Annotated in this window: 15 protein-coding genes and 1 pseudogene; 5 read left to right on the forward strand and 11 right to left on the reverse strand. The window is 65.8% G+C overall.

The genetic code is table 11. From position 1 onward, the window contains the following. Nucleotides 1-38: 38 nt before the first annotated feature. Complete coding sequence (locus tag ACODS2_RS22865; RefSeq protein WP_489000792.1) at nucleotides 39-3,368, reverse strand: glycosyl hydrolase; 3,330 nt, start codon at nucleotides 3,366-3,368, stop codon at nucleotides 39-41. A gap of 199 nt (nucleotides 3,369-3,567) precedes the next feature. Here ACODS2_RS22865 and ACODS2_RS22870 point away from each other — a divergent pair, with 199 nt between their 5' ends. Further along, nucleotides 3,568-4,446: a sterol desaturase family protein gene (locus tag ACODS2_RS22870; RefSeq protein ID WP_489000793.1), complete on the forward strand. Its 879-nt coding sequence runs from the start codon at nucleotides 3,568-3,570 to the stop codon at nucleotides 4,444-4,446. Nucleotides 4,447-4,562: 116 nt separating this feature from the next. Here the strand turns inward: ACODS2_RS22870 and ACODS2_RS22875 are convergent, their stop codons facing one another. From ACODS2_RS22875 to ACODS2_RS22915, 9 genes are all read right to left on the reverse strand, one after another. Further along, nucleotides 4,563-5,501: a Vgb family protein gene (locus ACODS2_RS22875; protein WP_489000794.1), complete on the reverse strand. Its 939-nt coding sequence runs from the start codon at nucleotides 5,499-5,501 to the stop codon at nucleotides 4,563-4,565. A 6-nt stretch (nucleotides 5,502-5,507) separates the two neighbouring features. After that, nucleotides 5,508-7,262, reverse strand: coding sequence for an allophanate hydrolase (atzF, locus tag ACODS2_RS22880; RefSeq protein ID WP_489000795.1), 1,755 nt, complete (start codon nucleotides 7,260-7,262; stop codon nucleotides 5,508-5,510). After that, the gene (gene uca, locus ACODS2_RS22885; RefSeq protein ID WP_489000814.1) at nucleotides 7,259-10,870 is read right to left on the reverse strand and encodes an urea carboxylase; all 3,612 of its coding nucleotides are present in this window, start codon (nucleotides 10,868-10,870) and stop codon (nucleotides 7,259-7,261) included. The genes atzF and uca overlap by 4 nt, the downstream gene beginning before the upstream one ends. A 151-nt stretch (nucleotides 10,871-11,021) precedes the next feature. Beyond that, nucleotides 11,022-11,660 (reverse strand): urea amidolyase associated protein UAAP2, encoded by a 639-nt coding sequence (locus ACODS2_RS22890; protein WP_054120202.1) that lies wholly within the window; start codon nucleotides 11,658-11,660, stop codon nucleotides 11,022-11,024. 12 nt (nucleotides 11,661-11,672) lie between these two features. Beyond that, a complete protein-coding gene (locus ACODS2_RS22895; protein WP_489000796.1) occupies nucleotides 11,673-12,500 on the reverse strand; it encodes an urea amidolyase associated protein UAAP1 in 828 nt (275 codons plus the stop codon). Further along, on the reverse strand, nucleotides 12,497-12,970 hold the full coding sequence (locus ACODS2_RS22900) for a CopG family ribbon-helix-helix protein (protein WP_170233729.1): 474 nt from the start codon (nucleotides 12,968-12,970) through the stop codon (nucleotides 12,497-12,499). The genes ACODS2_RS22895 and ACODS2_RS22900 overlap by 4 nt, the downstream gene beginning before the upstream one ends. A gap of 11 nt (nucleotides 12,971-12,981) precedes the next feature. After that, nucleotides 12,982-13,761 (reverse strand): ABC transporter ATP-binding protein, encoded by a 780-nt coding sequence (locus tag ACODS2_RS22905; protein WP_489000797.1) that lies wholly within the window; start codon nucleotides 13,759-13,761, stop codon nucleotides 12,982-12,984. Next, nucleotides 13,758-14,573 (reverse strand): ABC transporter permease, encoded by an 816-nt coding sequence (locus tag ACODS2_RS22910; RefSeq protein WP_489000798.1) that lies wholly within the window; start codon nucleotides 14,571-14,573, stop codon nucleotides 13,758-13,760. Before ACODS2_RS22910 ends, ACODS2_RS22905 begins: the two co-directional genes overlap by 4 nt. A 4-nt stretch (nucleotides 14,574-14,577) precedes the next feature. After that, nucleotides 14,578-15,681, reverse strand: coding sequence for a putative urea ABC transporter substrate-binding protein (locus ACODS2_RS22915; RefSeq protein ID WP_489000799.1), 1,104 nt, complete (start codon nucleotides 15,679-15,681; stop codon nucleotides 14,578-14,580). Between ACODS2_RS22915 and ACODS2_RS22920 the strand changes: the two genes are divergently transcribed. The 4 genes and pseudogenes from ACODS2_RS22920 (at nucleotide 15,671) to ACODS2_RS22935 (ending at nucleotide 21,438) form a co-directional block, all read left to right on the forward strand. Further along, a complete protein-coding gene (locus ACODS2_RS22920) occupies nucleotides 15,671-15,937 on the forward strand; it encodes a hypothetical protein (RefSeq protein ID WP_489000800.1) in 267 nt (88 codons plus the stop codon). The two genes, ACODS2_RS22915 and ACODS2_RS22920, sit on opposite strands and share 11 nt — an antisense overlap. Nucleotides 15,938-16,435: 498 nt before the next feature. After that, nucleotides 16,436-18,836 (forward strand): annotated as a pseudogene (locus ACODS2_RS22925) (TonB-dependent receptor). A gap of 127 nt (nucleotides 18,837-18,963) precedes the next feature. Next, nucleotides 18,964-19,854, forward strand: a complete 891-nt coding sequence (locus ACODS2_RS22930; protein ID WP_489000801.1) for a sterol desaturase family protein — start codon at nucleotides 18,964-18,966, stop codon at nucleotides 19,852-19,854. Between the two features lie 9 nt (nucleotides 19,855-19,863). Next, nucleotides 19,864-21,438, forward strand: coding sequence for a tetratricopeptide repeat-containing sulfotransferase family protein (locus ACODS2_RS22935; protein WP_489000802.1), 1,575 nt, complete (start codon nucleotides 19,864-19,866; stop codon nucleotides 21,436-21,438). A 6-nt stretch (nucleotides 21,439-21,444) separates the two neighbouring features. Here ACODS2_RS22935 and ACODS2_RS22940 read toward each other — a convergent pair whose 3' ends face one another. After that, nucleotides 21,445-23,844: a glycoside hydrolase family 3 protein gene (locus ACODS2_RS22940; RefSeq protein WP_489000803.1), complete on the reverse strand. Its 2,400-nt coding sequence runs from the start codon at nucleotides 23,842-23,844 to the stop codon at nucleotides 21,445-21,447. Nucleotides 23,845-23,899 lie beyond the last annotated feature (55 nt).

The raw sequence follows: 23,899 nt of genomic DNA on the forward strand, positions 1-23,899 counted from the left end.
AGGTGTCTCGACTTCGCTCGACACGAACGGGGGAGGGGTTACTTCTCCACGTTCAGCGTAACCGGCCCCATCAGGCCCGAAGGCCGCAAGGGCGCATCGGCGCGGTAGGTTTTCAGCGTGGTGAAGGTGATCGGCTTGGTACCGGGCTGCGCATCGCCGATCAGGCGGTTGACCCACAGGTTGGTGACGCGGATTTCGAGGGTGTTGGTGCCGGGGCGGGCAAGGCCGGTGATGTCGGCTTCGTAGGGCGGGTTCCACAGTATGCCGGCGGATTTGCCGTTGACCAGCACTTCAGCGAGATCGCGCACATCGCCGAGATCGAGGATCAGGCGCTGGCCGGGCTTGGCGGCGGGCACTTTCAGCGATTGGCGATAGGTGGCGGTGCCGGAGAAGTAGCGCACGCCGGGATCGGCGTTCTGCGTCCAATCGGCGAGCGCGGGGAGGGTCAGGCTGGCGGGGGCACCGCGACCGGGCTGGAAGGTCAGCGCCCAGGGTCCGGTGAGCGTGGCGAGCGGTGTTTGCGGCCGGGCCGGAACGTCGATGCTCGCGGGGCCAGCCTTGCGGAACACGACGAAGCCCGATTGCCAGGGTTTCAACGTCAGTGGGATCGATGTGCGTCCGCTCTCGGTGGCGTAGCCGATCGGGCTCGCCTTGCCGGTGGCAGCGTCCCACCATTCAGCGGCCTTGCCGGTCTGCGCAAAGCTCAGCGTTGTCGGCTCGGCGCGGTTCTTGCGGTTGGTGATGAAATAGATTTCGGCATCGCCGGTGGTGCGGTGGACGAAGCGGAGTGCGGTGTCCGGCGCAGCCTTGGTATAGGACAGGTCCGGCGCGATACCGAGCTTGGCAAGCGCGCTGTCCGGATCATGACTGGCGAGGACGCGACCCTTGCCGGTATCGCCGCTCCACAGCGCATCGGCGAGGCGTGCGAAGACGGCGGGATCGTCCTGCAGGGCAGGTGAGCCAGTGGGCTTTTCGCCGATCAGGGTGGCACCGCCGCGCACAAGGGTGTCGATGCGCCGGAGCACGGCGAGGCTCATCCGCGCCGAACTGCCGCCAAGGTAGAGCGCCTTGTAGCGCGCGCCGCTTTTGGCGACGAGGTCTGCGCCATCGTTCGCAAGCTGGTTCAGCAAGACGTCTGGGTTGACGAAATCGAAGGCGTTGGCGGTGGGCAGATCGCCCGGCACCGCCTTGGCGAACAGGCCGGTGAGCGGGGCTTCCTCGCCATAGAAGTACGCGACATCCGCCACGTTGCGGCCCTGCTGGAGCATGTAGCTGCTGCGCGCCATGTAGTCGGTCCAGGGCCGCGCCTGCTCGCCCCAGGTTTCAAGGCGGTTGAAGTACTGGCCGAAAATGAAGAGCGAGAAGCCGGGGGCCTTGTCCGTCAGGGGCTGGTGGACCGAGGTGTGGATCACCGGGCGATTGACGCCGAGGGCGAATTCCATGTCGATCATCGGCTTCAGGTCGCGCGGGGCGAAGGCCCAGGGCTGGAGCGCGGCGGTGAGCGATTCTGCGGCGACGAGGTTCTGCCCATAGACGTGCGCGACCGAGGCCGCGCCGCGCATGTCGCCTTCGTAGCTTGGCTGCGGGGCGCCGTGCTCGGTATCGTAGGACCACATCGCGGCCATGGGGATATCGGCGTTGCGGCGCATGGCCATGTCGTCGCCAAGCGAGGGGCGCTTGTCTTCCAGGGCTTCGGAGTAGTGGATCAGGCCGCGCTTGTGGGCCTCTTCGGCGATGGTCTTGTAGTGGGCATCCGCCATGAGATCGGCGAGCGTCTGCCGATAATCGTGCAGGAACGCGTCGCTGCGCGCCGGGCTGCCGAGGATCACGCCGGTGAGCGCAGGGAGCCACGGAACGGGATCATAGCCGCGCCGGGCCTTGAATTCGGCAACGATTTGCGGCGTCCAGTTGCTCGCGCCGACCTCGATACTGTCATTCAGCAGGGCGCGCACGCCGTGCTGGCCGATCATGTCCGGCCCGGCGGCGGCGATATAGGTATCGAGGTAGGTGTTCACATAGCGGCGGACGGCGTCCGCATCGAACTTGTCGACCTCGAACCCGGTCGCCTCGGGCGGGGCGGGGTGGTTCTCGGTGCCGGTGAGCGAGTAGCCGAGGCGCAGGACACGCCACTGGCCTTTGGGCGGGGTCCAATCGAGACTGCCATCGGGCCCGACGCGGTCGGTCAGATCGATAACTGCGTTCTCGGGCGTGGCGGGCGCATCGGGCGTGGGGATCGCGTTGTAATCGAGCGTGGTGGCGAAGCCGGCCTTTTCCTCGAAGCGGTGGGTGCGCGGTGTCGTGGAGAAGCCGAGTTCGGCGATTGTGACATGGGGGCCGGTGCCACTCATGAAACCGGGGAAGCTGGGAAACTCCACGCCAGGCGCGGGCGGGGTGGGCAGGCCGAAGCCGGTCTGTTCGGCGAGGAAGCGCACGCGCAGCGCCTTTGCGGTGACTGGCGCGAATGTGATCGTGTACTGCGCCGAAGTGCCGGTGGGGAAGCGGGTAACCTCGTGAAACGCGGCGCCATCTTCGCTCGCCTCGAGGACCGGCGCGAACTTGGCGGCGCTGAACAGCGAGACTGGCGGCAAGGCGAGCGTGGCCGAGCGGACCAGCTGGGGCGCGGTGAAATCAGCGCGGATCCATGCGGGGGCGTCGGAGTTGCCCGCCGACAATTCGATGGTGGTGGCCTGCTTGCCATCCGTAAGCCTTGCGCCGTCGATGGTGCCGGAGGACGCTGTCCACACCGGCGCGAGCGGGGCGGCTGTTTCAGGGACGGCGAGGACATAGGTATCGCGGTAGAGCTGCGGCAGATCGGTCTTGGGATGATCGACGCCGATCTCGGGCTGCATGCCGAGATCCTGGAACGGCCCGGTGGTGCTGGGCGGCAGGGCGAGCTTGCCCTTGAAGCGCTTGCCGCCGGGGATGCGGGTTTCGGACCAGACGAGCTTCTTCATGCCGTCTTCGGGCTTGACCCACGGTCCGCCGCTTTCGCTCCAGCCGGGTGAGGCGGCGATGGCGAGTTCGAGGCCGAGCTTGTCGGCGGTTTCGGCGGCGGTGCGGAAGGCGTGCTTCCATTCCGGCGTCATGTAGACGAGGCGTTTTTCGACGACTTGCGGCGTCTGGAGCTGCGCATCGAAGGTCTGCGCGCCGCCGATGCCGATGCGCTTCATCCATTCGAGATCGAGGCGGATGCCTTCCTCGGTGATGTTGCCGTTCATCCAGTGCCACCAGACGCGCGGGCGGGCGGAGGAAGGGGGATCGCGGAAGCCATCGGCGAGCGGGTCAGCCGCTTGTTCGGCGTGGACTGGGGCGAGCGCGCTGCCAGCGAGCAGGAGCGCGCCGAGGGCGCGGATAGAGGCCTTGTGCAACGCTCTTCTCCCGAGGCGGTGATTGTTTATGATTGCTTTGATCAAAAACGCGCATTGGATGCAAGCGAAATCCCATTGCAACCGGGGCGCGGTGGGAGCGAGCATCAATCCCTCTGCGGGTATGACGAATGGGGCAGTTGTTGATATCAGGACTTGGTGTTAGCTTTTGACGCACAGAACAGCCGTGGGGGTTCGCGCAATGGCGGCGGGTATTAAGCCGGTGATCTTCAAGTATTACCAGCCAGCGACATTGCTGGCGATCTTCGCGTTCTGGTCGCTGCTACCGCCGGAGCTGGTGACGAATGGCTGGACCATCGTCATCGCCGCGGTCTGCACCAAGTTCATGATCCTGGGGCTGGAGCAGATCAACGAACGCCACGCAGGCTGGCGGCTGACGCGGGCGGAGTTCTTCTCCGACTTGTTCTACTTCGTGATGTTCTACACCGTGGTGCGCTGGGCTGGAAAGCACTGGGCCGATGCGCCGCTGATCGGCGTCAAGGACGCGCTGGGCATCCACACGCCTTGGCTGGAGCACGCGCCGCTGATCGTGCAGGTCGCGCTGATCATGCTGTTGATCGAGTGGGGCCACTATTGGCTGCACCGCGCAATGCACAACTGGTTTCCATTGTGGGTGGTCCATGCGCCGCACCACTTTGTACGCCAGCTGAATGCACTGAAGGGCGCGGTGGGCAATCCCTTCGAACTGTTTCTGATCGGCCTCAGCGTGACCGTCTTCCTCGATTTCTCGCTGACCGCGCTGCTGTGCGCCGGGCATATGCTGGGAACGATCGCGGCGTTCAGCCACGCCAATGTGCGGTTCAATCCGCCGCGCTGGTATTCGGCGGTTTTCACCACGGTGGAGGCGCACAGCCTGCACCATTCGGTGGAATACGAAGACACCCGCTGCAACTATGCCTGCGCGCTGATCCTGTTTGACCGGCTGCACGGGACGTTCAAGGCGGGCGAGGCGGTGGAAGTGGGGCAGGAAGGCCGGCGCCATATGGGGATCGGTGAGACGCTGATCTATCCGGTGAGCCCGGTGATTAGCTGGGTGAAGGGGCGCAAGGCGGCGGCTTGAGGGCTCTACCCTCGTTTCGTCATTGCGAGCGTAGCGAAGCAATCCAGAGCGCCGTGCATTGCCGCTCTGGATTGCTTCGCTACGCTCGCAATGACGAGTGGTTGGTCTTGAATGCCTTACGGTTTCGCCAGTTCCGCGCCCTTGGGCCACCACGTCAAGGTGTGGATATCGTGCGCCGAGGTCCAGACGCCCTTGGGGGTCCAGCGAAGCGCGCCGCTGCCGACGGGCTTGCCGAGGCGGCTGAGGATTGCGTTCGAAGCCGCGTCGATGACCACGAATTCCTGATCGTCGGTGGTGCGCAGCCACACTTTGCCGTCGCCGGTATCGATATCGCCCCACTTGAGGTTGTCGCCCACCTTGATGCGGGTGGTGACAGTCATCGTGGCGGGATCGATCTTCGCGACTGTGCCGTCCCCCTGTTCCTGAACCCAGACCGCGCCTTCGCCCGCAACGAGGAAGCCAGGTGCCTTGCCGAGCGGAACGGTGCCGGTGACGGTGTTGGTAGCAGGATCGATGCGGCTGAGGAGCTGCGTCTTGGCGCTCACTGCCCAGAGCGCGCCTAGGCCGAAGCTGAGATACCACGAGCCGGGGGAGACTTCGATCGTGGCGACGACCTTGTTGGTGGCGGGATCGATGCGCGCGATCTTGCCGTTCGCATCGGAACCGATCCAGACCGCGCCCGCGCCAGTTACGGTGTTGAGCTCGCCTTCCAGGTTGTTGGCGATTCCGGAGGAGACGGTAGCGAGGAGCTTGCCGGTCTTCACGTCGATGCGCTTGACCGCGGCTTCGGGGCAATCTGCGACCCACAGAGAGCCGAAATCGACGCTCATGCCGCCGCAGGGGCGGCCCATGGGGCTTTCCGCTTTCTTGCCCTTGGCGGACCATTGCTCAACGCGGCCCTTGTTGGTGGCCCAGACGGTGTCGCCATCGATCGCGAGAAAATCCGCAAAGCCGGGGACGACCTGAACGTGGGGCTTGGGGGCCTCTGCGTTGACGGCAACAGGGGCCAGCGCGCTGGCGGCGATGAGCAGGGCCTTGAGCGGGGTCATGCGCATGCTCCTTCAGTTCTTCTGCGCGATATAGGCGCGCCAGCCGCCGAGGTGGGTGATGTCTTGCGCACCGGTCAGCGCGCGCGGTTCGGCGACGAAGCCTTTGACGCTGGTGCCGTCTGCCAGGGTGACCGTGCCGATGGCGAGCGGGGCGGGGACCTCGACGGTGAAGCTGCCGAATTCCGCGACGCCCAGTTCATAGACTTCGACGGCGATGGCGGCGCCCCCTTCGGCGCTGTGGACCAGCGCGGGCTTGGGCGGGACGCTGTCGGCCATGGCGTAAAGCTTGTAGGTGGGGGCGGTGTGGGTCGCTTCCACGAAAGTCGCCTCGCGCGAGGTGAGCTGCCAGTGGAGCGGCATGTCCTTGAGGTGGGCGCCGACGACGGCCAGTTTTACGGTCTGCATGGTTCCCTCCAGATCGAGCGGGGGCGGCGGGGCGAGGTTCGCTTGCGCCAGATAGGCATCGGCAAGGGTGAGCAGCGCGCGGTCGGTGTCCGCAGCGCCGATCAGCGTGATCCCGAAGCCGGTTCTGTTGTGGCGCGTCCCCGCCGGAACTGCGAGCGCGGCCATATCGAGCAGGTTCACGAAATTGGTATAGGCGCCAAGGTTGCTATTGAGCGCGATGGGCGCGGCGGCGAGCTCGGCGACGCGGTAGGTGGTGCCGGTGGTGGGGAAGGCCAGCGCATCGAGTTCGCCCCACATGAGGTCGGCGTGGCGTTTCAGTTCGGCGAGGCGGTAGACGCCGTTGAAGGCTTCGACGGCGGTCTTGCTCCACCCCGCCTCGACCACAGCGCGGACGGTGGGATCGACTGCGTCCGGGTTTTCCGTGAGGATCTGCGCCATCGCGGCAGTGCGCTCTGCGACCCAGGGGCCGCCGTAGAGCAGCTGCGCGGCTTCCTGCAGCGGGGCTATGTCGATCTCGACGATCTGCGCGAGAGTGGCGAGATGATCGAGGGCGCGGTCGTAGAGGTATTCGCTTTCCGCATCGCCGAAGAATTGGCGCTGGCGCCGCAGCGGGACGCCGATCCTGCGGGGCGTGAGGCTGCGGTTTGCCAGCGGTTTGGACCAAGGATCAGCGGGATCGAATGCGGCGAGGACGGCATCAACGAGACCGGCATCTGCGGTATCGTGCGCGAACACGGTGACGCAATCGACCGAGCGGCAGGCGGGGACGACGCCGCGCGTGGGCCAGCGGCCTTTGGTTGGCTTGAAGCCGATCAGGTGGTTGAACGCGGCGGGCACGCGGCCGGAGCCCGCGGTATCGGTGCCGAGCGCGATGGGCACCAGCCCGGCGGCGACCGCGATGGCCGAGCCGGAGCTGGAGCCGCCGCTGACATAGGCGCGGTTGAACGCGTTGCGCGGGATGCCATAGGGGCTGCGCACTCCGACAAGGCCGGTGGCGAACTGGTCCAGGTTGGTCTTGCCCATGCAGATCGCGCCGGCGGCGGCGAGGCGCTGCGTGACAGTGGCCGATGCTTCGGGCGTGTAGGCGAAGGCGGGACAGGCTGCGGTGGTTTCGAACCCTTCGACGTCGATGTTGTCCTTTGCGGCGTAGGGCACGCCAGCGAGGGGCAGTGTTTCGCCCGCCGCGATGCGGGCATCGACGGCGCGGGCGGCGGCGAGGACCTGTTCAGCCGAGGCGCGGCTGATCCAGATCTGGGGCTGGATCGCGTCGTATGCCGCGATGCGGGCGAGCGCGGCTTCGGCCTGCGCAACGGCGGTAGTTTCGTGCGCGTTGACGGCTGCTGCGATCCGGGCGGCGGTCATACCGTGCGCCTCAGAGCAAGCATGGGCGAGCCGGGCTGCAGGGACTGCTTCTCCTTGATATAGAGCGCCTCGATGGTGCCGGTGCCGGGGCTTTCGACCGGGCATTCCATCTTCATCGCCTCGATCACCGCGATAGTATCACCAGCCTTGACCGCATCGCCAGCGGCGACGAGCAGCTTCCACACGCTGCCGCCGAAAGGGGCCTCGACGAGGTCGGTGCCATCGGGCACCTGCGTGGCGCCAGCGGCGGGGGCTTCGGCTTCGGCGAGGTCGGTAACGCGGTCGAATTCGCCGCGCGCCTGCCAGTCGGCACGTTCGGCATTGAAAGCGGACTGGCGGCGGGCTTCGAATTCCGCGATGGCGTCGGCGTTGTCGGCGAGGAACTTGCGGTAGTCGGCGAGGCGGAATTCTGATGGCTCGATCTTCAGCGCGCGGCGGCCTGCGGGGAAATCGCGGCGCCATTCCACCAGTTCTTCGGCGCTGACCGGATAGAAGCGGATCTGGTCGAAGAAGCGCAGGAGCCAGGGTTTGCCTTCGGTAAAGGCTTCGGTCTGCCCCCCTTTTGCTTTAGCGTAAGTGTTCCAGACCTGCACGGTGCGGCCGAACAGTTGGTAGCCGCCGGGACCTTCCATGCCGTAGATGCACATGTAAGCGCCGCCGATGCCGACGACATTGGGCGGGGTCCAGGTGCGCGCGGGGTTGTATTTCGTCGTCACGAGGCGGTGGCGCGGATCGACCGGCGTGGCGACGGGCGCGCCGAGGTAAACATCGCCGAGGCCCATGACGAGGTAGTTGGCCTCGAAGATCAAGTTCTCGACCGCGGCCACATCGGGCAGGCCATTGATGCGGCGGATGAATTCGATGTTGTCAGGGCACCAGGGCGCGTCGTCGCGGACGGCGGCGATGTACTTCTCGATCGTCTCGAGCGTGGCGGGATCGCGCCACGAGAGGGGGAGGTGGACTACTCGCGACGGGATCGTGAAATCGGCGAGATCGCCGAGCCGTTCCTCAGCCTCGATCAGCGCGGCGAGCGCGCTGGCCTGATCCAGCTGCACGCCGTCGAAATGCAGCTGCAGCGAGCGGATGCCCGGGACGATATCGATGACGCCGGGGAGCGCGAGGCGTTCGAGTTCGACCATCAGCGCGTGGACGCGGATGCGCAGCTCGATATCGAGGACGATCTGGCCGTATTCGACGAGGATGTTGCGGTCGCCCTGCTGGCGGTAGATCGTCCGGGGGCGGCCATTCGCTTCGGGCGTTTCAGCGAGGATCGGCGAGAGGTGCGCGACGGGGCGATCCGGCACAGGGCCGGGGAGCGTGCCTTGGGTGAGCAGGCGCTGCTGATCTGCATCGGCGGCAGCGGCGTCGGCGATGGTGACAGGGGCGAAGCGCAGCCGGTCACCGGGCACGAGCTGGCCGAGCTTCCAGCGGTCTGCCGCGATGACCACGAAGGGGCAGACGAAACCGCCGAGCGAAGGGCCATCGGGGCCGAGGATGATCGGCATGTCGCCGGTGAAATCGACCGCGCCGATAGCGTAGGGGTTGTCGTGGATGTTCGAGGGATGGAGGCCGGCCTCGCCGCCGTCCTTGCGCGCCCAGTGCGGCTTGGGTCCGATCAGGCGGACGCCGGTGCGGTTGGAATTGTAGTGCACCTGCCATTCGGCGGCGACGATCATCGCGATATCGTCTGGCGTGAAGAAATCGGGCGCGCCGTGTGGGCCGTAGAGGACGCGCAGGGTCCATTCGTTGCCGAGCGGCGGGAGCGCAGTGGCGGCAAGCGGCGCCTGCGCAGGTTCATCGCCGAGGTGGAGCACATCGCCCGCGACTAGGCGGCGCGCTGCGTGGCCGCCGAACTGGCCGAGCTCGAACGTGGCGCGGCTGCCGAGGTAGGGCGCGATATCGAGGCCGCCCGCAAAGAGCAGATAGCCGCGCATGCCGCCGCCACGGGCACGGCCGAGTGCGAGCGTCTGGCCGGCGGCGATGGGGATCACCTGTCCGCGCGGGACAGGGACGCCATCGAGCGTTGCGCCAAAGTCTGCGCCTGCCAATGCGACGCGTGCGGGCGCGGTGAAGGCGAGTGTGGGGCCGGAATGCGTGAGCTCTAGCCCGGCTGTGCCTTCAGGATTGCCGAGCAGGCGGTTGCCGAGGCGGAAGGACTGGTCGTCCATCGGCCCCGAAGGCGGCACGCCGACCGCCCAGAGGCGCTGGCGGCCGGGCCAGTCCTGCACCGTGGTGGCAGTGCCGCCGCTGACGACGCGGACGCTGCGCGGGGTATAGGCGATGGTATCGAGGACGCGGGTGGAAACCTCGCCGCTGGTGAAGGCGGGTGTGCGCACGACATCGCGCAGCCAGCGCAGGTTGGTCTCGATCCCGTCGACGCGGGTCTCGGCGAGCGCGGCCTGCATCGCAGTGACGGCGAGATCGCGCGTGGGCGCATGGACGATCAGCTTGGCAAGCATGGGATCGTACCACGAGGTGACCTCGCTGCCGGCCATGACCCAGGTTTCGGTGCGGATGTCGCCGGGGAACTGGACCGCCGTCAGCGTGCCCGAGGTGGGGCGATAATCCAGCGCCGGGTCCTCGGCATAGAGGCGGACCTGTACCGAGTGGCCCTGCGGCGTGGTGGGTGCTGCCTCAAGGAAGCTGAAATCGCCCGCGCCGCCGCGCACCATCCATTCGACGAGATCGATCCCCATGACCATCTCGGTGACGCCATGCTCGACCTGCAGGCGGGTGTTCATTTCGAGGAAGTAGAACTGCTCGCGCTCGGCGTCGTAGAGGAATTCGACCGTGCCGGCGTTGCGGTAGCGCGCGGCTTCGCCGAGGCGGATCGCGGCGGTGTAGAGATCCTGCCGGATATGCTCGGGAAGCAGCGGGGCGGGGGATTCCTCGACCACCTTCTGGTTGCGCCGCTGGAGCGAGCAATCGCGTTCGCCGAGCGCGACGACGCGGCCCTCGCCATCGCCGAAGATCTGCACTTCGACATGGCGGGCGCGGCGGACATACCGTTCGAGGAAGACCCCGGCATCGCCGAAATTGCTCTGGCCAAGCCGCGCGACCGTGGCGAAGCCTTCGCGCACATCGGCCTGGCTTTCGCAGACGCGCATGCCGATGCCGCCGCCACCGGCGGTCGCCTTGAGCATGACGGGAAAGCCGATTTCGTTGGCGGCGGCGAGCGCTTCCTTCTCGCTCGTCAGCAGTTCGGAGCCGGGTGCGAGCGGCACGCCGTGGGCCTTGGCGAGCGCACGGGCGCTGTGCTTGAGGCCGAACATGCGGATATTGTCGGGCGTCGGGCCGATGAACTCGATACCGGCGGCGGCGCAGGCTTCGGCAAAATCGGTGTTTTCGGCGAGGAAGCCGTAGCCGGGGTGGATCGCGCCCGCGCCGGTCTGCTTGGCGGCGGCGAGGATCGCCTCGATGTTGAGGTAGCTTTCCGACGGGCGTGCGCCGCCGATGCAGACGGCCTCGTCAGCCTCGGAAACGTGGAGCGAGCCCGCATCGGCCTCCGAATAGACCGCGACCGAGCGCAGCCCCATGCGGCGCAAGGTGCGGATGATCCGGGTGGCGATGGCGCCCCGATTGGCAATGAGGACGGTGTCAAAAGGCATCGGTGTGTTCGCGCTCATTGCTCCCCTCCCCGGTGGGGAGGGGTTGGGGGAGGGGGCACGGCGTTGCGGTCGTCAGGCGCTGGGCACCCCCACCCAGCCTCCCCCGAACGGGGAAGGGGCAGAAAAGCTGGGGCTGGCAGCGCGCCTCGATTCATGCGGCGACGATCATGCGCACGGGCGTGGGATTGAAACCGTTGCAGGGGTTGTTGATCTGCGGGCAGTTCGAGACGACGACGATGACGTCCATCTCGGCCTTGAGATCGACCGTGAGGCCGGGCGCGGAAATGCCGTCGACGATGCCGAGCGCGCCGTCCGCTTCCACCGGCACGTTCATGAAAAAGTTGATGTTGGCGACGATATCGCGCTTCCCGCGGCCTTCGGTGAGGTTGGCTTCGAGGAAGTTCTCGACACAGGCGTGCTGGGCCTTGGTGTGGTGGCCATAACGCAACGTGTTGCTCTCGCAGGAGCAGGCGCCGCCGATGGTGTCGTGGTATTCGACCGTGGTGGCCGCGATGGTCATCATCGGGCGGCCTTCGTTCGAGCGAAGCACGGTGCCGGTGCGCAGGAACAGGTTGCCTTGCGCGGCGACGGTATCCTGCGCGGAGTAGCGCTCGGTGTCGTCAGCTTCGCTGTAGAGCAGGAAATCGACTGCCTGATTGCCTTCAAGGTCGACGATGCGCAGCGTCTGGCCCTTCTTGATGTGGTGGATCCAGGGTGCGCGGGCGGGGACGACTTCGTCGTGGACGATGGTATCGGGCAGGCCATCGTGATGCGGATCGCGGTTCTGCATGGGGCTGCCTCCTTACCGGCGGTAATAGTCTTCGACGTTGAGGAAGGCGCGCAGGCCCTCCGGCGTCGCGGTGCGGATGGGATCGTCCTCGGCGGCCACCGGGCCGCGCCACGCGGTCGCGCGCAGGGGTGTGACGGTGTAGTCGGGCCGGGGATCGAGCACATGGGGGACGTTGGCGATCACTACGATAACGTCCATTTCAGCCCGCAGGACGACCTCGCGGCCCGGCTCGAACGGGCCAATCTGTGGCTCGATCGTGCCATCGTCCGCAATGCGGGCGCCCTTGAACAAGGTGATGGCGGCGTGGATATCGCGGCGCTGGAGGCCGTGCTTGGCGGCACCTAGGAGGAAGCGATCGCGCCCGTTGGGGAACTGGCCGCTGTTGCGCCCGTCACCGTACTTGGCGGCGTTGGTGTAGGCGTTGGAGGTGCCGGAGAAGGTATCGTGCGTGCCGCCGGTGCTATCTTCGGCGATGCTCATGAGCACGCGGCCCATGTCCGAGAGCAGGAGTTTGCCCGCGCCGAGATAGGCGTTCCACTGGATCTTGACCGTGTCGGCAAAGCTGTAACGCTCGGTCGGCATTTCGGCGTTGAAGATCTGCAAGCTCGCGCAGGCATCGCCTTTGACGTCGATAAGGCGCAACCGGCTGCCGCGCGGCAGGCGGCGGGTGGCATAGCCGCCGGGGGCGAGGGTTTCCTCCCAGAGCAGCGCTTCGGGTGTGACTCCTTCGGGGAGGTCGGGCGCGGCGGGGGGGAGGATCGGCATCGCCTCGACAACGGTGCCTCCCTGGGCGCGGGCGTGATCCCGAGCTGCGTTGGGGTTTGCCAGAACCTGAGTCATGCTGCGGCTCCCTGCGGCGCATCGGCTTCCGGCTCATAAAGCTGCGGAAGGAGCGCAGTGGTGGTGACGAGTTCGAGCTGCTGGACCCCGCGCACGCGGCGCAGCGCATCCGACAGGTCCTTGAGGCGGGCGGCGGGGCCCTGAACGAGGAGCACTTCGAGCGACTGGTCGTCCTCGAGAAAGACGTGCTGCGAGGAGATCACTTCCTTGAGGTAGTGCGCCTGCGTCTGTGCAAGCTGGTGGCGGACGCGACCACGCTCGCCCCGGTAGACGAGGGTGATCGTGCCGGCGAGCATCTCGTCGGGCCGGGTGAAGGCCTCGTGCGCGGCGAGCGCGTGGCGGATCAGTTCGGCCATGAGCTGCGAGCGCGAGGGGAGCTGGCGCTCGGTCACCATCATGTCGAGCTTGCGGAACAGTTCGGCCGGAAGGCTCATGCTCAGCCGGGCGAGGCCGGGGGTTTCTATCGTCATTGCCATTCCTCTCAATTCGTGGCCGCGACGGGTTGTGGCTGGGTTTCGGGCTCGGCAGCCGGGACCGGAGGACCGCGCAAGGGCAGGTCGTAAACCGCTGTCGCGCCGTAGCGATGCGGCGCGTGGGGATCATGGCGGCGCTTGTCGAGCGCGAGAACGCGCGTGCCGAGCGTGAAGGCTTCCTTGATATCGTGCGTGACCATCACGATGGTGAGGCCGTAGTCCCGCCACAGGCGCGTGATCAGACCGTGCATGTCCGCCCGGATGCCGGGATCGAGCGCGCCGAAGGGTTCATCGAGGAGGAGAATGCGCGGGCGCTTGATCAGCGCCTGCGCAATGGCGAGGCGCTGCTGCATGCCGCCCGACATCTGCGCGGGGTAGAGGTGGAGGCTGTCCGCCAGGCCAACCGCTTCGAGCATCTCGGTGGCCTGCGCTTCGGCCTTGCGGCGCGCGGTGCCGAACAGGCGCGCCGCGAAGGGCGCGGCGGGGCATTCGAGGCCGAAGGTGACGTTTCCGAGCACCGTCATATGCGGGAACACCGAGTAGCGCTGGAACACGACCCCGCGATCGGGGCCGCACTGGGCCTCAAGCGGCGCGCCATCGAGCAGGATCTTGCCGCGCGTGGGCGCTTCCTGGCCGAGGATGAGGCGCAGGAGGCTGGACTTGCCGGCGCCCGAGGGGCCAATGATCGACAGGAAGGCACCATCGGCGACCTCGAGGTTCACCTTCTCGAGCACGACCTTGTCGCCGTATTCCACCCAGACGTTCTTGAGCGAGAGGAGCGCGCTCATCTTCCGTCTCCATGCGCCCAGGGGAAGGCACGGCGGCTGATCGCGGCGAGCGTCACGTCCATCAGGATCGCCAGCAGCGCGATCCACGCGACGTAGGGGATGATCACGTCCATCGCGAGATAGCGGCGGACGAGGAAGATGCGGTAGCCAAGGCCGATATCGGAGGCGACCGCTTCGGCGGAAATCAGGAAGACCCAAGCCGGGCCGAGCGCGAGGCGGATCGCCTGCAGCAGGCGCGGCATGGCTTGCGGCAGGGCGACGCGGGCGATGATCTGCCACGAATTGGCACCCAGCGTCTCGGCCTTGATGATCTGTTCGCGCGGCAGGCTGGCGACATGCGCGGCAATATCGCGGACCATGACCGGCGCGACGCCGATGGCGATGAGGACGACCTTGGAGGTCTCACCCAGACCGAGTGCAATGAACAGGATGGGAAGCAGTGCGATCGGCGGGATCACGGCAATGCCGGTGACGAGCGGGCTGAGCGCCGCGCGCACCGGTGGCAGCGCGCCGATGAGGAGACCGAGGACGAGCGCGAAGAGCGTCGCGATGCCGAGGCCGAGGCCGAGCCGCTGGAGGCTGGCGAGTGTATCGGCCCAGAACACTAGATTCCCGGAGAGCGGATCGGGCGTGGTGAGCAGCGCCGTGATCGCGCTCGCCATCGCGGAGGGGAGGGGGAGGATCTTGTCGGACGGATTGACGGCGTGGCGCTGCACCGCGGTGATCAGATAGAACACCACGAGCAGCAGGATCGGCGCACCGCCCGCAATCAGGCGGTCGCGCTTGGTAAGGTGCCAGTTGATCCAGCGCATGCGCTCAGATCTTCCCGTCTGCAGCGAGCTTCATGAAGCTGTCGTCGAAGCGCAGGGTGACATGCGCCGCGTCGCCAAGCGTCTTGCCGCCGGGGAAGGCGATGCCGACCGCGTCGGCCGAGGCGGCACCCTTGAACAGGCCCTTGGAGAAGCTGAAATCGCGCACGCGGGTCATCGTGGTGACCAGCGCGGGGGACTGGGCGGCGGCTACGGCGGCCTTGGGATCGGTGTAGAGGAAGGTGGTCTTTAGCTGGCTGTCGAAGGTTTCGGGCGCGGCACCGGCGAGCTTGGCCATCGCGGCGCGGGCGGCCTTTCCTTCGGCGTCCTGCTTCATCATCAGCTGGACGGTATCGTACCAGATGCCCGCCAGTGCCTTGCCGAGATCGGGGTTGGCCTTGAGTGTGGCGGTATCGACGACGAGAAGATCGAGAATCTCGCCCGGAATGTCGGCCGAGGAGAAAACCTGCGTGACGCCGGGCTGCGCGCGCATGACCGAGAGCTGCGGGTTCCACGCGACGGCGGCGGTGACATCCGCGCTGGCGAAGGCACTGACGATATCGGCATCGGCGGTGTTGACCGTCTTCACATCGGTCATGCCCATGCCGCCCTTTTCGAGCGCGCGGGCAAGCAGATAGTGCGAGACGGAGAGTTCGACGAGATTGACCGACCGGCCCTTGATCGCGCCGAGATCGGTGGCGCCCTTGATCAGGACACCGTCGTTGCCGTTGGAGTAGTCGCCCAGGATGACGGCCGTCGTATCCTTGCCGCCGGCTGCGGGGATGGTGAGCGCATCCATGTTGGCGAGGGTGACACCATCGAGCTTGCCGGCGGTGTACTGGTTGATCGATTCGACGTAGTCGTTGACCTGCACGATCTTGATCTTGAGGTGGTACTTGTCTTCCCACTTCTTCACGATGCCGGCCTGCTGCGCGTACGGCCAAGGCATCCACCCGGCATAGATCGACCAGCCGATGCTGAATTCTGTCTTCTTTTCAGTGGGAGCACTGCCGCCCGAGCAGCCGCCAAGGGCGAGCGTGGCGGCAAGTGCCGCAGCAAGGAGCGAACCGGTTAACGCCCGGGCAGGCCTGGCGGGGGAGGTGGCTGACACGATTCTGTCTCCTTTCGCAGTGCAGCATTGCGAGAAAGATGCCGCTTGTCCATGGCAAAATGTTACGTTTCGGAAAAAACGTAATACCACTTTGGGGAAAATCCACAGTGGTTCGCGAATCAGGCAAGGGATTCCGGGTGATTGTGTTGATTTCGCGCAACGTCACCTGAGCTCCGGTGTGCTGCCCGAGCGCACGGATGCGGCACTTGCACACCAAAAAATCAAGGAATTCCGCACTGCAGCGAAGGCCGGATAATACCGGGTCGGCGCCGAATTATTACGCTTGACCTGTTATGTAATATCGATAGCGTAACTGAAATGTCGCAAAGGTGATAGTGCTTTGCGGCAGCAACAACGAAATTTCAGGCTAGGCATCCTTATTGTCTGGCATGAGTACTCTGCGCGGCGGCGTTCGTGCGGAAGGTAGTTTGTGCGTTTTCGGAAGATCGTTCCGAAGGCGCGCAATATCGATGGTTCTTAGTATTTCTGGATGATGGGTCCTTCAGGTCGAATTGCCTTTTTGGTCATCTGGTGCGGAAAAGAGTTCGGCCGCCTTCTTGGCTGCCATTGAAGTGAGGGAATGATTCGACGCCAGACCTGCAAAGGGTCGGCGTGCTCCTGCAAAAGCAGGCAAACAGGGACGGGGATGTCGCTTCGAGAAGGCTTTCACGCAAGCAACGCGGGGGCTCGAGTGACCAAGAAATCTTACAAGACGACACTGGCCAAGAAGGCCCTGTTAGGTGCGACGATCCTCATGGGCAGCACCGCCTTTCCCGCCTTTGCACAGATGGCGCCCGAAGCGGCGGCCGATGCGCCGCAGGCCGCGGCGACGAGCGAGGACAACAGCGCGATTGTCGTGACAGCGACGCGGCGTGCGACTTCGCTGCAGGACGTGCCGATCAACATCGCGGCAGTGAGCGCCGAGCAGCTTTCGCGCCAGCGCATCGACGACGTGCGCGACATCGCGGACTTCACCCCCCGGCGTGACGATTGCCGACACCGGCCCAGGCAGCGCCGGCACCATCGTGCTGCGCGGGCTCAACGCCTCGGACACGGATACGACCGGCGCCACCTATGACAACGCCTTGGGCGTCTATCTCGGCGAAGTTCCGCTCTACTACGACTTCAAGATGCTCGACCTCAACCGCGTCGAAATCCTGCTTGGGCCGCAAGGCACGCTCTATGGGCTCGGCACGCTGGCCGGTGCGATCCGCAACATTCCCAACCGGCCTGATCCCACCAAGTGGGAGGCGGCATGGCATGGCCGCGTCTATGGCAAGAACGAGGCTTCGAAGGCCGGCTACCAGCTTGACGGCATGATCAACATCCCGATCGTGAAGGATCACATCGCCTTCCGTTCGTCGACCGGTTACTACTCCGACCCCGGGTTCATCGACTATCCGCTGTTGGTGAAGACCCCGGGCGTTTCGAACCCGCAGCCTGATGGCTTTGCAACCGTTCCGCCGACCTCGATCTCGCAGGCCGGGTACGATGCGAACCTTTACCGGCGCAAGGATCTCAACTTCGAGAAGACCTTCACCACCCGCAACCAGCTGCTGTTCCAGGTGACCGACGATCTCTCGGTCGACTTCACCTACGCCTACCAGCATACCAAGACCGATGGCGGGCAGTATAACAGCGACGGCGTGCTGGGCACCGGCAAGTACGAGAGCGCGGCGCGCTACGCCGAACCCGTCGACCGCCAGGCGCATCTCGCCAGCATGGAAATCAACGCACACGTTGGCGAAGTGTTCGATGTCGTGGCGACTACCGCCTACACGCAGGTGAAGAACAAGCGGATCGGCGACAACACCGACCTGCTGCTCGATCTCGACTATGACTACGAGACGTTCCCGCAGTTCACGAGCTGGAACGAGAGCGAGAACACGCGCAAGCAGTTCAACCAGGAAATCCGCCTCGTCTCGACCCATGGCGGGCCTTTCAGCTGGGTGCTCGGCGGCTTCTTCAACGAACAGAAGCTGCAGGCCGACTACCGCGAGCATGTTCCGGGCCATCCGTGGGTTGAATTCGGCACGCAGCCGAACCCGGACGAGATCGAATACGCCTCGTTCAACCGCTCCAAGGTGACCGAGAAGGCCGTTTTCGGAGAAGGCACCTTCAAGATCACGCCGGAGTGGCAGGTCACGGCCGGTGGGCGTTACTTCAGCTATACGTCGCGGGTTTCGGGCCGCGCGGTCACGCCGCTCCTCGGCGATCCGATCAGCCCCTATGATCTGGCTCCGGCCGGCGGCACGACGGAGAAGAGCGGCGGGGTGTGGAAGTTCAACACCTCCTACAAGTTCTCGCCCGGTCTGATGCTCTATGCCACCTACAGCAAGGGCTACCGCATCGGCGGCCCCAACACGGTGGCGCCGTGCGTCCTCCCGCTGAAGCCACCGCCGTTCCAGAACGTCTGCGCCCTGCCGAACGAGCTGCAATACGGTCCGGACTCGACCAAGAACCTTGAAGTCGGCATCCGCGCCGAACTGTTCAACCGCAAGCTGACCCTTAACGTCAACGCGTTCTCGATTGACTGGAGCGGCATTCAGGTCGCCTCCGCAACGGTCAACGGCATTGTCGGCATCACGGTGAACGGCGGCAAGGCCAAGTCGGAAGGGTTCGATGCATCGTTCCAGCTGCGGCCGATCGACGGTCTTTCGATCCAGGGAACCTATTCGTACACGAACGCCAGGCTGACCGAGGATGTGCCCGCCATCATCGCGGTGAACAGCCCTGCGGCAACCTATCCAAGCCGGCCTATTCAGCTGGACGCGCTGAAGGGCGACCGCCTGCCGGGCTCGACCCGCAACAGCGGCAGCCTTGGTGTAAGCTACACTATGCCGCTGCTGGGCGGCGACCTGATCGGCGATTGGACCGCAACCTATCGCGGCGATGTGGTAACGCGCCTTGGCTGGGATCGTGCCTATGGTGACAAGCTGCCGGGCTTCGTGCTGCACCGCGCGTCGCTCACCTGGCAGAACGACACCTTCACGATCGGGGCGTTCGCGAACAACATCTTCAACAAGTTCGCGATCACTGCCGTTTCCAACGACCGTTCGCGCGTCGGCCTGAACGACGGGGTTGTGCTGCGTTATCTCCGCAACACGGTGATCACGCCGCGCACCTTCGGGCTGGAGTTCCGCGTGAAGTACTGATCCTCAAGCGAATATCGCGCAAACAGGGGGCGGGGTTGATCCTCGCCCCCGATTGCGCAATCCTGCGGCAAGTTGAAAGGCAGCAGGACGGGACAACGAACCGGAACAGGCGAGGAGTGGCGAGATCATGAGTTCGGGCCTGAAGCAGCTGGCGGTAGATTGCATTCCGCCTGCGACATTGGTTGCGGTGGTGGCATTCTGGTACTTCGCGCCTGTGTCCGTGGTCGCAAACCCGTGGACATCGCTCGTCGTCAACGCGGTCGTCACGGCATTCGTCCTCGGCCTTGAACTCCTGTTCGAGCGGCACGAAGGCTGGCGCATCAACCGCCAAGAGTTCTTCACCGACCTTTTCTACTTTGTTCTGATCAACACCGTGATCGGGCGCATGGCCTTTATTCTTTCCGAAGCGCCGCTGCGTTCGCTCAAGGAATCCTGGGGCATCGCCACGCCGTGGGTGACCGAGATGCCGTTCCTCGCGCAAGTGGCGCTGGTGGTCTTCCTGTGGGAATTTGGCCAATACTGGATGCACCGGCTGATGCACAATTGGGAGCCATTCTGGCTGACCCATGCGCCGCATCACCATATCACCCAGCTCAATGCGATGAAGGGCGCGGTGGGCAATCCGATCGAGCTGTTCCTCATCAGCCTCGGCATCGTGGCACTGCTGGATGTTTCGCCGGCGGCCTATCTCTGCGCCTTCGCCGTGACCAATGTCGTGGCCACTTATGCGCATGCCAACGTGAAGAGCAATCCGCCGCTGTTCTACAGCTACTTCTTCACGACGATCCGCCACCACAGCTTCCACCACTCGGTGGGCTATGAGAACACGCGCTGCAATTATGGCAATTCGTTGATCCTGATCGACCGCATGTTCGGCACCTACAAGGAAGGCGAGGGCATTCTGGTGGGGCAGGACGACCGGCGGCGGCTGACGATCTGGGAGCAGTTCGTGTTCCCGTTCAAGCCGGTGATCGCGATGCTCGAGCGGCGCAAGGACACGTCGTCCCCGGCCGGTTGATCGCGGGGCGTGAAAGCTGAACCTGCCCGGATCGCCGCCGTCCGCCGCGCGCTGGGTCGTGGCGATCTCGGAGCAGCAGAGCAACTGGCAGGGAGCGTTGTTGCCGCTTTTCCGGATGATGCGGAAGGGCGGTTTCTGCTGGGTATGGCGAGGGCCGAAGCCGGGCGGGTGAGCGCGGGTATGGCCGATATCGCCCATGCGGTGGAGCTCGATCCGCGCGGGGATTACCGCGCGCAGCTGGCGCGGCTGCAGGTGATGCTACGGCAGGATCACGCGGCTGCGCAGACGCTGGCGGCAGCCGAAGGGGCGCTGCCGGAGAGCGCGCTGGGGCGCGATACCATCGGCTGCGTCTATGCCCGGCTGGGCGAACATGCCGCTTCGGTGCCGCATTTCCGCGAAGCGGTACGCCTCGCGCCAGACAACGCCGCGTTCCGCTATAACTTTGCTGCCGCACTCAATTTCATCGGTGATGTCGATGGGGCGGAGGCGCAGGCCGAAGCGCTGATCGGGATCGATCCGGACTACGCGCGGGGCCATCACATGCTGGCGGGGATGCGCAAGCACAGCGCGGAGCGTAACCATGTCGAGCGGCTGACGGCAGCACTGGCCCGCGCGCAGGCGCCCGAAGCGCGGCTGCTGCTGGGCTATGCGCTGGCGAAGGAGCTCGAGGATATCGGCGAGCAGCAAGCCGGGTTTGCGCGGCTCGCCGAGGCCAATGCCGAGCACAGGGCGCGCCTGCCTTATACCTTCGCGCGGGACAGTGCCAACTTCGATGCGATCGAGCGGACCTGGCCGCGTGTGGCAGCGGCACCGGTGCGGGGGGCACCGCAGGACGCGCCGATCTTCGTGATCGGCATGCCCCGCACCGGCACGACACTGGTCGACCGTATCCTCTCCTCCCATCCCGCCGTGCGCAGTGCGGGCGAACTGCAGGCGATGCCGCTGGCGGTGAAGATGGCGGCGGGCACGACAAGCCGCATGGTGCTAGACCCCGAAACGATCGAGGCGGCGGCAAACGAAGACCTCGGCGCGATCGGGCGCGACTATCTGGCGCGGGCGCTCAGCCATGCGGGCGCGCGCGAGCAGGGGCGGTTCGTCGACAAGTTTCCGGGCAACTTCCAGTACGCGGGGTTCATCGCGCGGGCGCTGCCCGAAGCGCGGATCGTGTGCCTCCGCCGCCATCCGCTCGATACGGTGCTGGCGAACTTCCGCAATCTCTTCGCGATTTCCTCGCGCTATTACGACTACAGCTATGATCTGATGGATATCGCGCGGTACTATGCGCGGTTTGACCGGCTGATGGCGTTCTGGCGCGCGGCGCTGCCGGGGCGCATTCTGGAGCTGCGCTACGAGGATCTCGTGGTCGATCAGGAAGGCGAGACGCGGCGGCTGCTGGCCCATTGCGGGCTGGACTGGGATGCGGCCTGCCTCGATTTCCACCGCAACACCGCGCCGGTTTCCACGCCGAGCGCGGCGCAAGTGCGGCGGCCGATGTATACCGATTCAGTGGCGCGCTGGACAAAGCACCGGGACGCGCTGGCCCCGGTGATCGCGTTTTTCGAGGAACAAGGTATTCCGATCTAGCCGGGCTTACTTGCCGGGGCAGGGGATCGTCTGGCCGACGCCTTCGATGCTGGCACCACGCAAGGTGAGGACGAGGCCCTTCTCGCCCGCGATGCGCAGCGGGGTGCCGACCGCCTTGAAGTTCGCACCCGCATCCTTGAAACAGCGCAGCGGGATACGGACCGTGAGCGGCCCGGCAGGCGGCGTGATCTTGAGCGTGGCGCCGGCCATGGTCACCGCAATGGGACCGGCGGCGGCATCGAGGCGGCCTTCGAGCTTGAGCGCAAATTCCTCGTCGAGCTGGCGCATGAGATCGACCGGCGGGCCATCGATGCCGATGGCACCTGCCTCACTCCAGCTGAAGGCCTGCGCGTCTTCCTGCGCGCCAAGATCGACTGCGCGCGCGGCGATTCCGGGATCGAGGCTGAGGTGCCACGGCGAGGGGACCTTGCCGAGTGCGAAGTAGACGCCCTCGCTGGCCGAGGCGACAAGATCGACGTGCGGGTCTTCATTGACCGGGCCAAGGACGGCCTTGCTGGCATAGCCGAGGCCATAGCCTGCGGGGAACAGCGGGGCCTTTACCGGCGATACTGCGTCGGCGGGCCAGGGGAAGGAGAGCTTGCCGGTGAAGCCGCGCACCGGCTTGCCGTCCTTGCGGGCGACGAGCACGTCCGCCACGCCCTGGCCCTGCGTGCCCGGAAGCCACGCGGCGACGAAGGCGTCCGAAGCGTTGAGTTCGGGCCCGGTGAATAGCGGGCGGCCCGAGAGGAATACCGAGACGACCTTGATCCCTTGCGCCTTCAGCTTGGCCAGCATGTCCTTCTCGCCCGCCTGCGCGCGGAAGGCGATGTTGGGCATGTCGCCCTGGAACTCTGCGTACGGCTGCTCGCCATAGACGACGACGGCAACATCGGGACGAGCGGCGAAGCTGCCGTCAGTCGAAATGGCAGCGCTGCCCCCCGCATCCTTGACTGCGGCAGCGATGGCGCGGCCGATGGTCTGGCCCTTGGGGAAATCGGCGGCGGTGGTGTCGGTGCCCTGCCAGGTGATCGTCCAGCCGCCGGCCTGCATGGCCATGGAGTCCGCGCCCGGGCCAGTGATCAGCACCTTGGCGCCGGGGCGCAGCGGAAGGACGCCGCCATTGTTCTTGAGGAGGACGAGCGACTTGGCCGCCGCTTCGCGCGCGACGGCGAGGTGCGCATCGCTGCCGACCACAGACGGATTGCCGCGATCAACGGGCTTCGCGCCGAGCAGGCCGAGCTTTGCCTTCACGCGCAGAATGCGCGCGACGGCATCGTTGATGCGGGCCATCGGGATCGTGCCGCCCTTCGCCTCGCGCACGGTAGCCTCGAACAGGCCCTTCCAGCTGTTGGGCGCCATGGCGAGATCGAGCCCGGCGGTGAAGGTTTGCGCGCAATCGGTGACGGTGCAGCCGGGGATCTGCCCATGGCCGTTCCAATCACCGACGACGAGGCCCTTAAAGCCCATGCGGCCTTTGAGCACATCGGTCAGCAGGCTTTGGTTGCCGTGGTTCTTGGTGCCGTTCCAGCTGGAAAAGCTGGCCATGACGGTGAGCGCACCAGCATCGATCGCGGGGGGATAGCCCTGCGCGTGGCGGGCGACGAGTTCGCGTTCGGAAATCAGCGCGTCGCCCTGATCCTTGCCACCATCGGTGCCGCCATCGGCAAGGTAGTGCTTGGCGGTGGCGGCGACGCGGTTCGCGGCGATGGGCTTGCCGGCGACGAGCGGGCCTTGCAGACCCACGGTCATCGCCTTGGCATAGCTTGCGACCAGCGCGGGATCTGCGCCGTAGCCTTCATAGCTGCGGCCCCAGCGCAGATCCTGCGGGACGGCCAGGGTGGGGGCGAAGGTCCAGTCGATGCCGCTGGCGGCAACTTCGATGGCAGTCACTTCGCCGATGCGCTGGATCAGCGCGGGATCGTGCGCGGCGCCAAGGCCGATGTTGTGCGGAAAGATGGTGGCGCCGGGGAGGTTGGAATGGCCGTGGACGGCGTCGATGCCGAAAAGCATCGGAATGCCTGCGCCGGACTTTGCGGAGGCCACGCGGAAGGCGCGGACAAGCTTTTCCCATTTGGCCGCATCGGCGCGCTCATCGCCATAGGGGCCGGAATTGCCGCCGGCGAGGATCGAGCCGAGCGGGTACTTCGCAAGGTCTTCAGGGGTGATCGCGCTGATGTCCGCCTGGATCATCTGCCCGACCTTTTCCTCTAGCGTCATCGCCGCGATCATGCGGGCAATGCGGCGCTCGGTGGCGGGGCTGGTGATTGCGGCCGGGCTGTGCGCGGCGGGCCAGAGCGCGGGGTGCGCGGTGCTGGAGGTTTCGCCGGGTGCCGGCGAATTCGGTGCTGCGAGGGCACTTCCCGACGCCAGCAACATGGCTGCCAAAAGCGCGCGCCGAACCATCATTCTCACCCTTCCCGTTTTTCTGTGAACGTTCTCATCGGGGTTCGTCGCATGAGAA

It is taken from the genome of Novosphingobium sp. FG137, from assembly GCF_057809735.1.

What these genes read in the sequence shown, in the direction of transcription:
- ACODS2_RS22900 (WP_170233729.1), bottom strand. Translation starts at nt 12,970, where the DNA reads ATGACGATAGAAACCCCCGGCCTCGCCCGGCTGAGCATGAGCCTTCCG.
- ACODS2_RS22940 (WP_489000803.1), bottom strand. Translation starts at nt 23,844, where the DNA reads ATGATGGTTCGGCGCGCGCTTTTGGCAGCCATGTTGCTGGCGTCGGGA.
- atzF (WP_489000795.1), bottom strand. Translation starts at nt 7,262, where the DNA reads ATGACCGCCGCCCGGATCGCAGCAGCCGTCAACGCGCACGAAACTACC.
- ACODS2_RS22875 (WP_489000794.1), bottom strand. Translation starts at nt 5,501, where the DNA reads ATGCGCATGACCCCGCTCAAGGCCCTGCTCATCGCCGCCAGCGCGCTG.
- ACODS2_RS22905 (WP_489000797.1), bottom strand. Translation starts at nt 13,761, where the DNA reads ATGAGCGCGCTCCTCTCGCTCAAGAACGTCTGGGTGGAATACGGCGAC.
- uca (WP_489000814.1), bottom strand. Translation starts at nt 10,870, where the DNA reads ATGCCTTTTGACACCGTCCTCATTGCCAATCGGGGCGCCATCGCCACC.
- ACODS2_RS22870 (WP_489000793.1), top strand. Translation starts at nt 3,568, where the DNA reads ATGGCGGCGGGTATTAAGCCGGTGATCTTCAAGTATTACCAGCCAGCG.
- ACODS2_RS22930 (WP_489000801.1), top strand. Translation starts at nt 18,964, where the DNA reads ATGAGTTCGGGCCTGAAGCAGCTGGCGGTAGATTGCATTCCGCCTGCG.
- ACODS2_RS22910 (WP_489000798.1), bottom strand. Translation starts at nt 14,573, where the DNA reads ATGCGCTGGATCAACTGGCACCTTACCAAGCGCGACCGCCTGATTGCG.
- ACODS2_RS22895 (WP_489000796.1), bottom strand. Translation starts at nt 12,500, where the DNA reads ATGACTCAGGTTCTGGCAAACCCCAACGCAGCTCGGGATCACGCCCGC.
- ACODS2_RS22890 (WP_054120202.1), bottom strand. Translation starts at nt 11,660, where the DNA reads ATGCAGAACCGCGATCCGCATCACGATGGCCTGCCCGATACCATCGTC.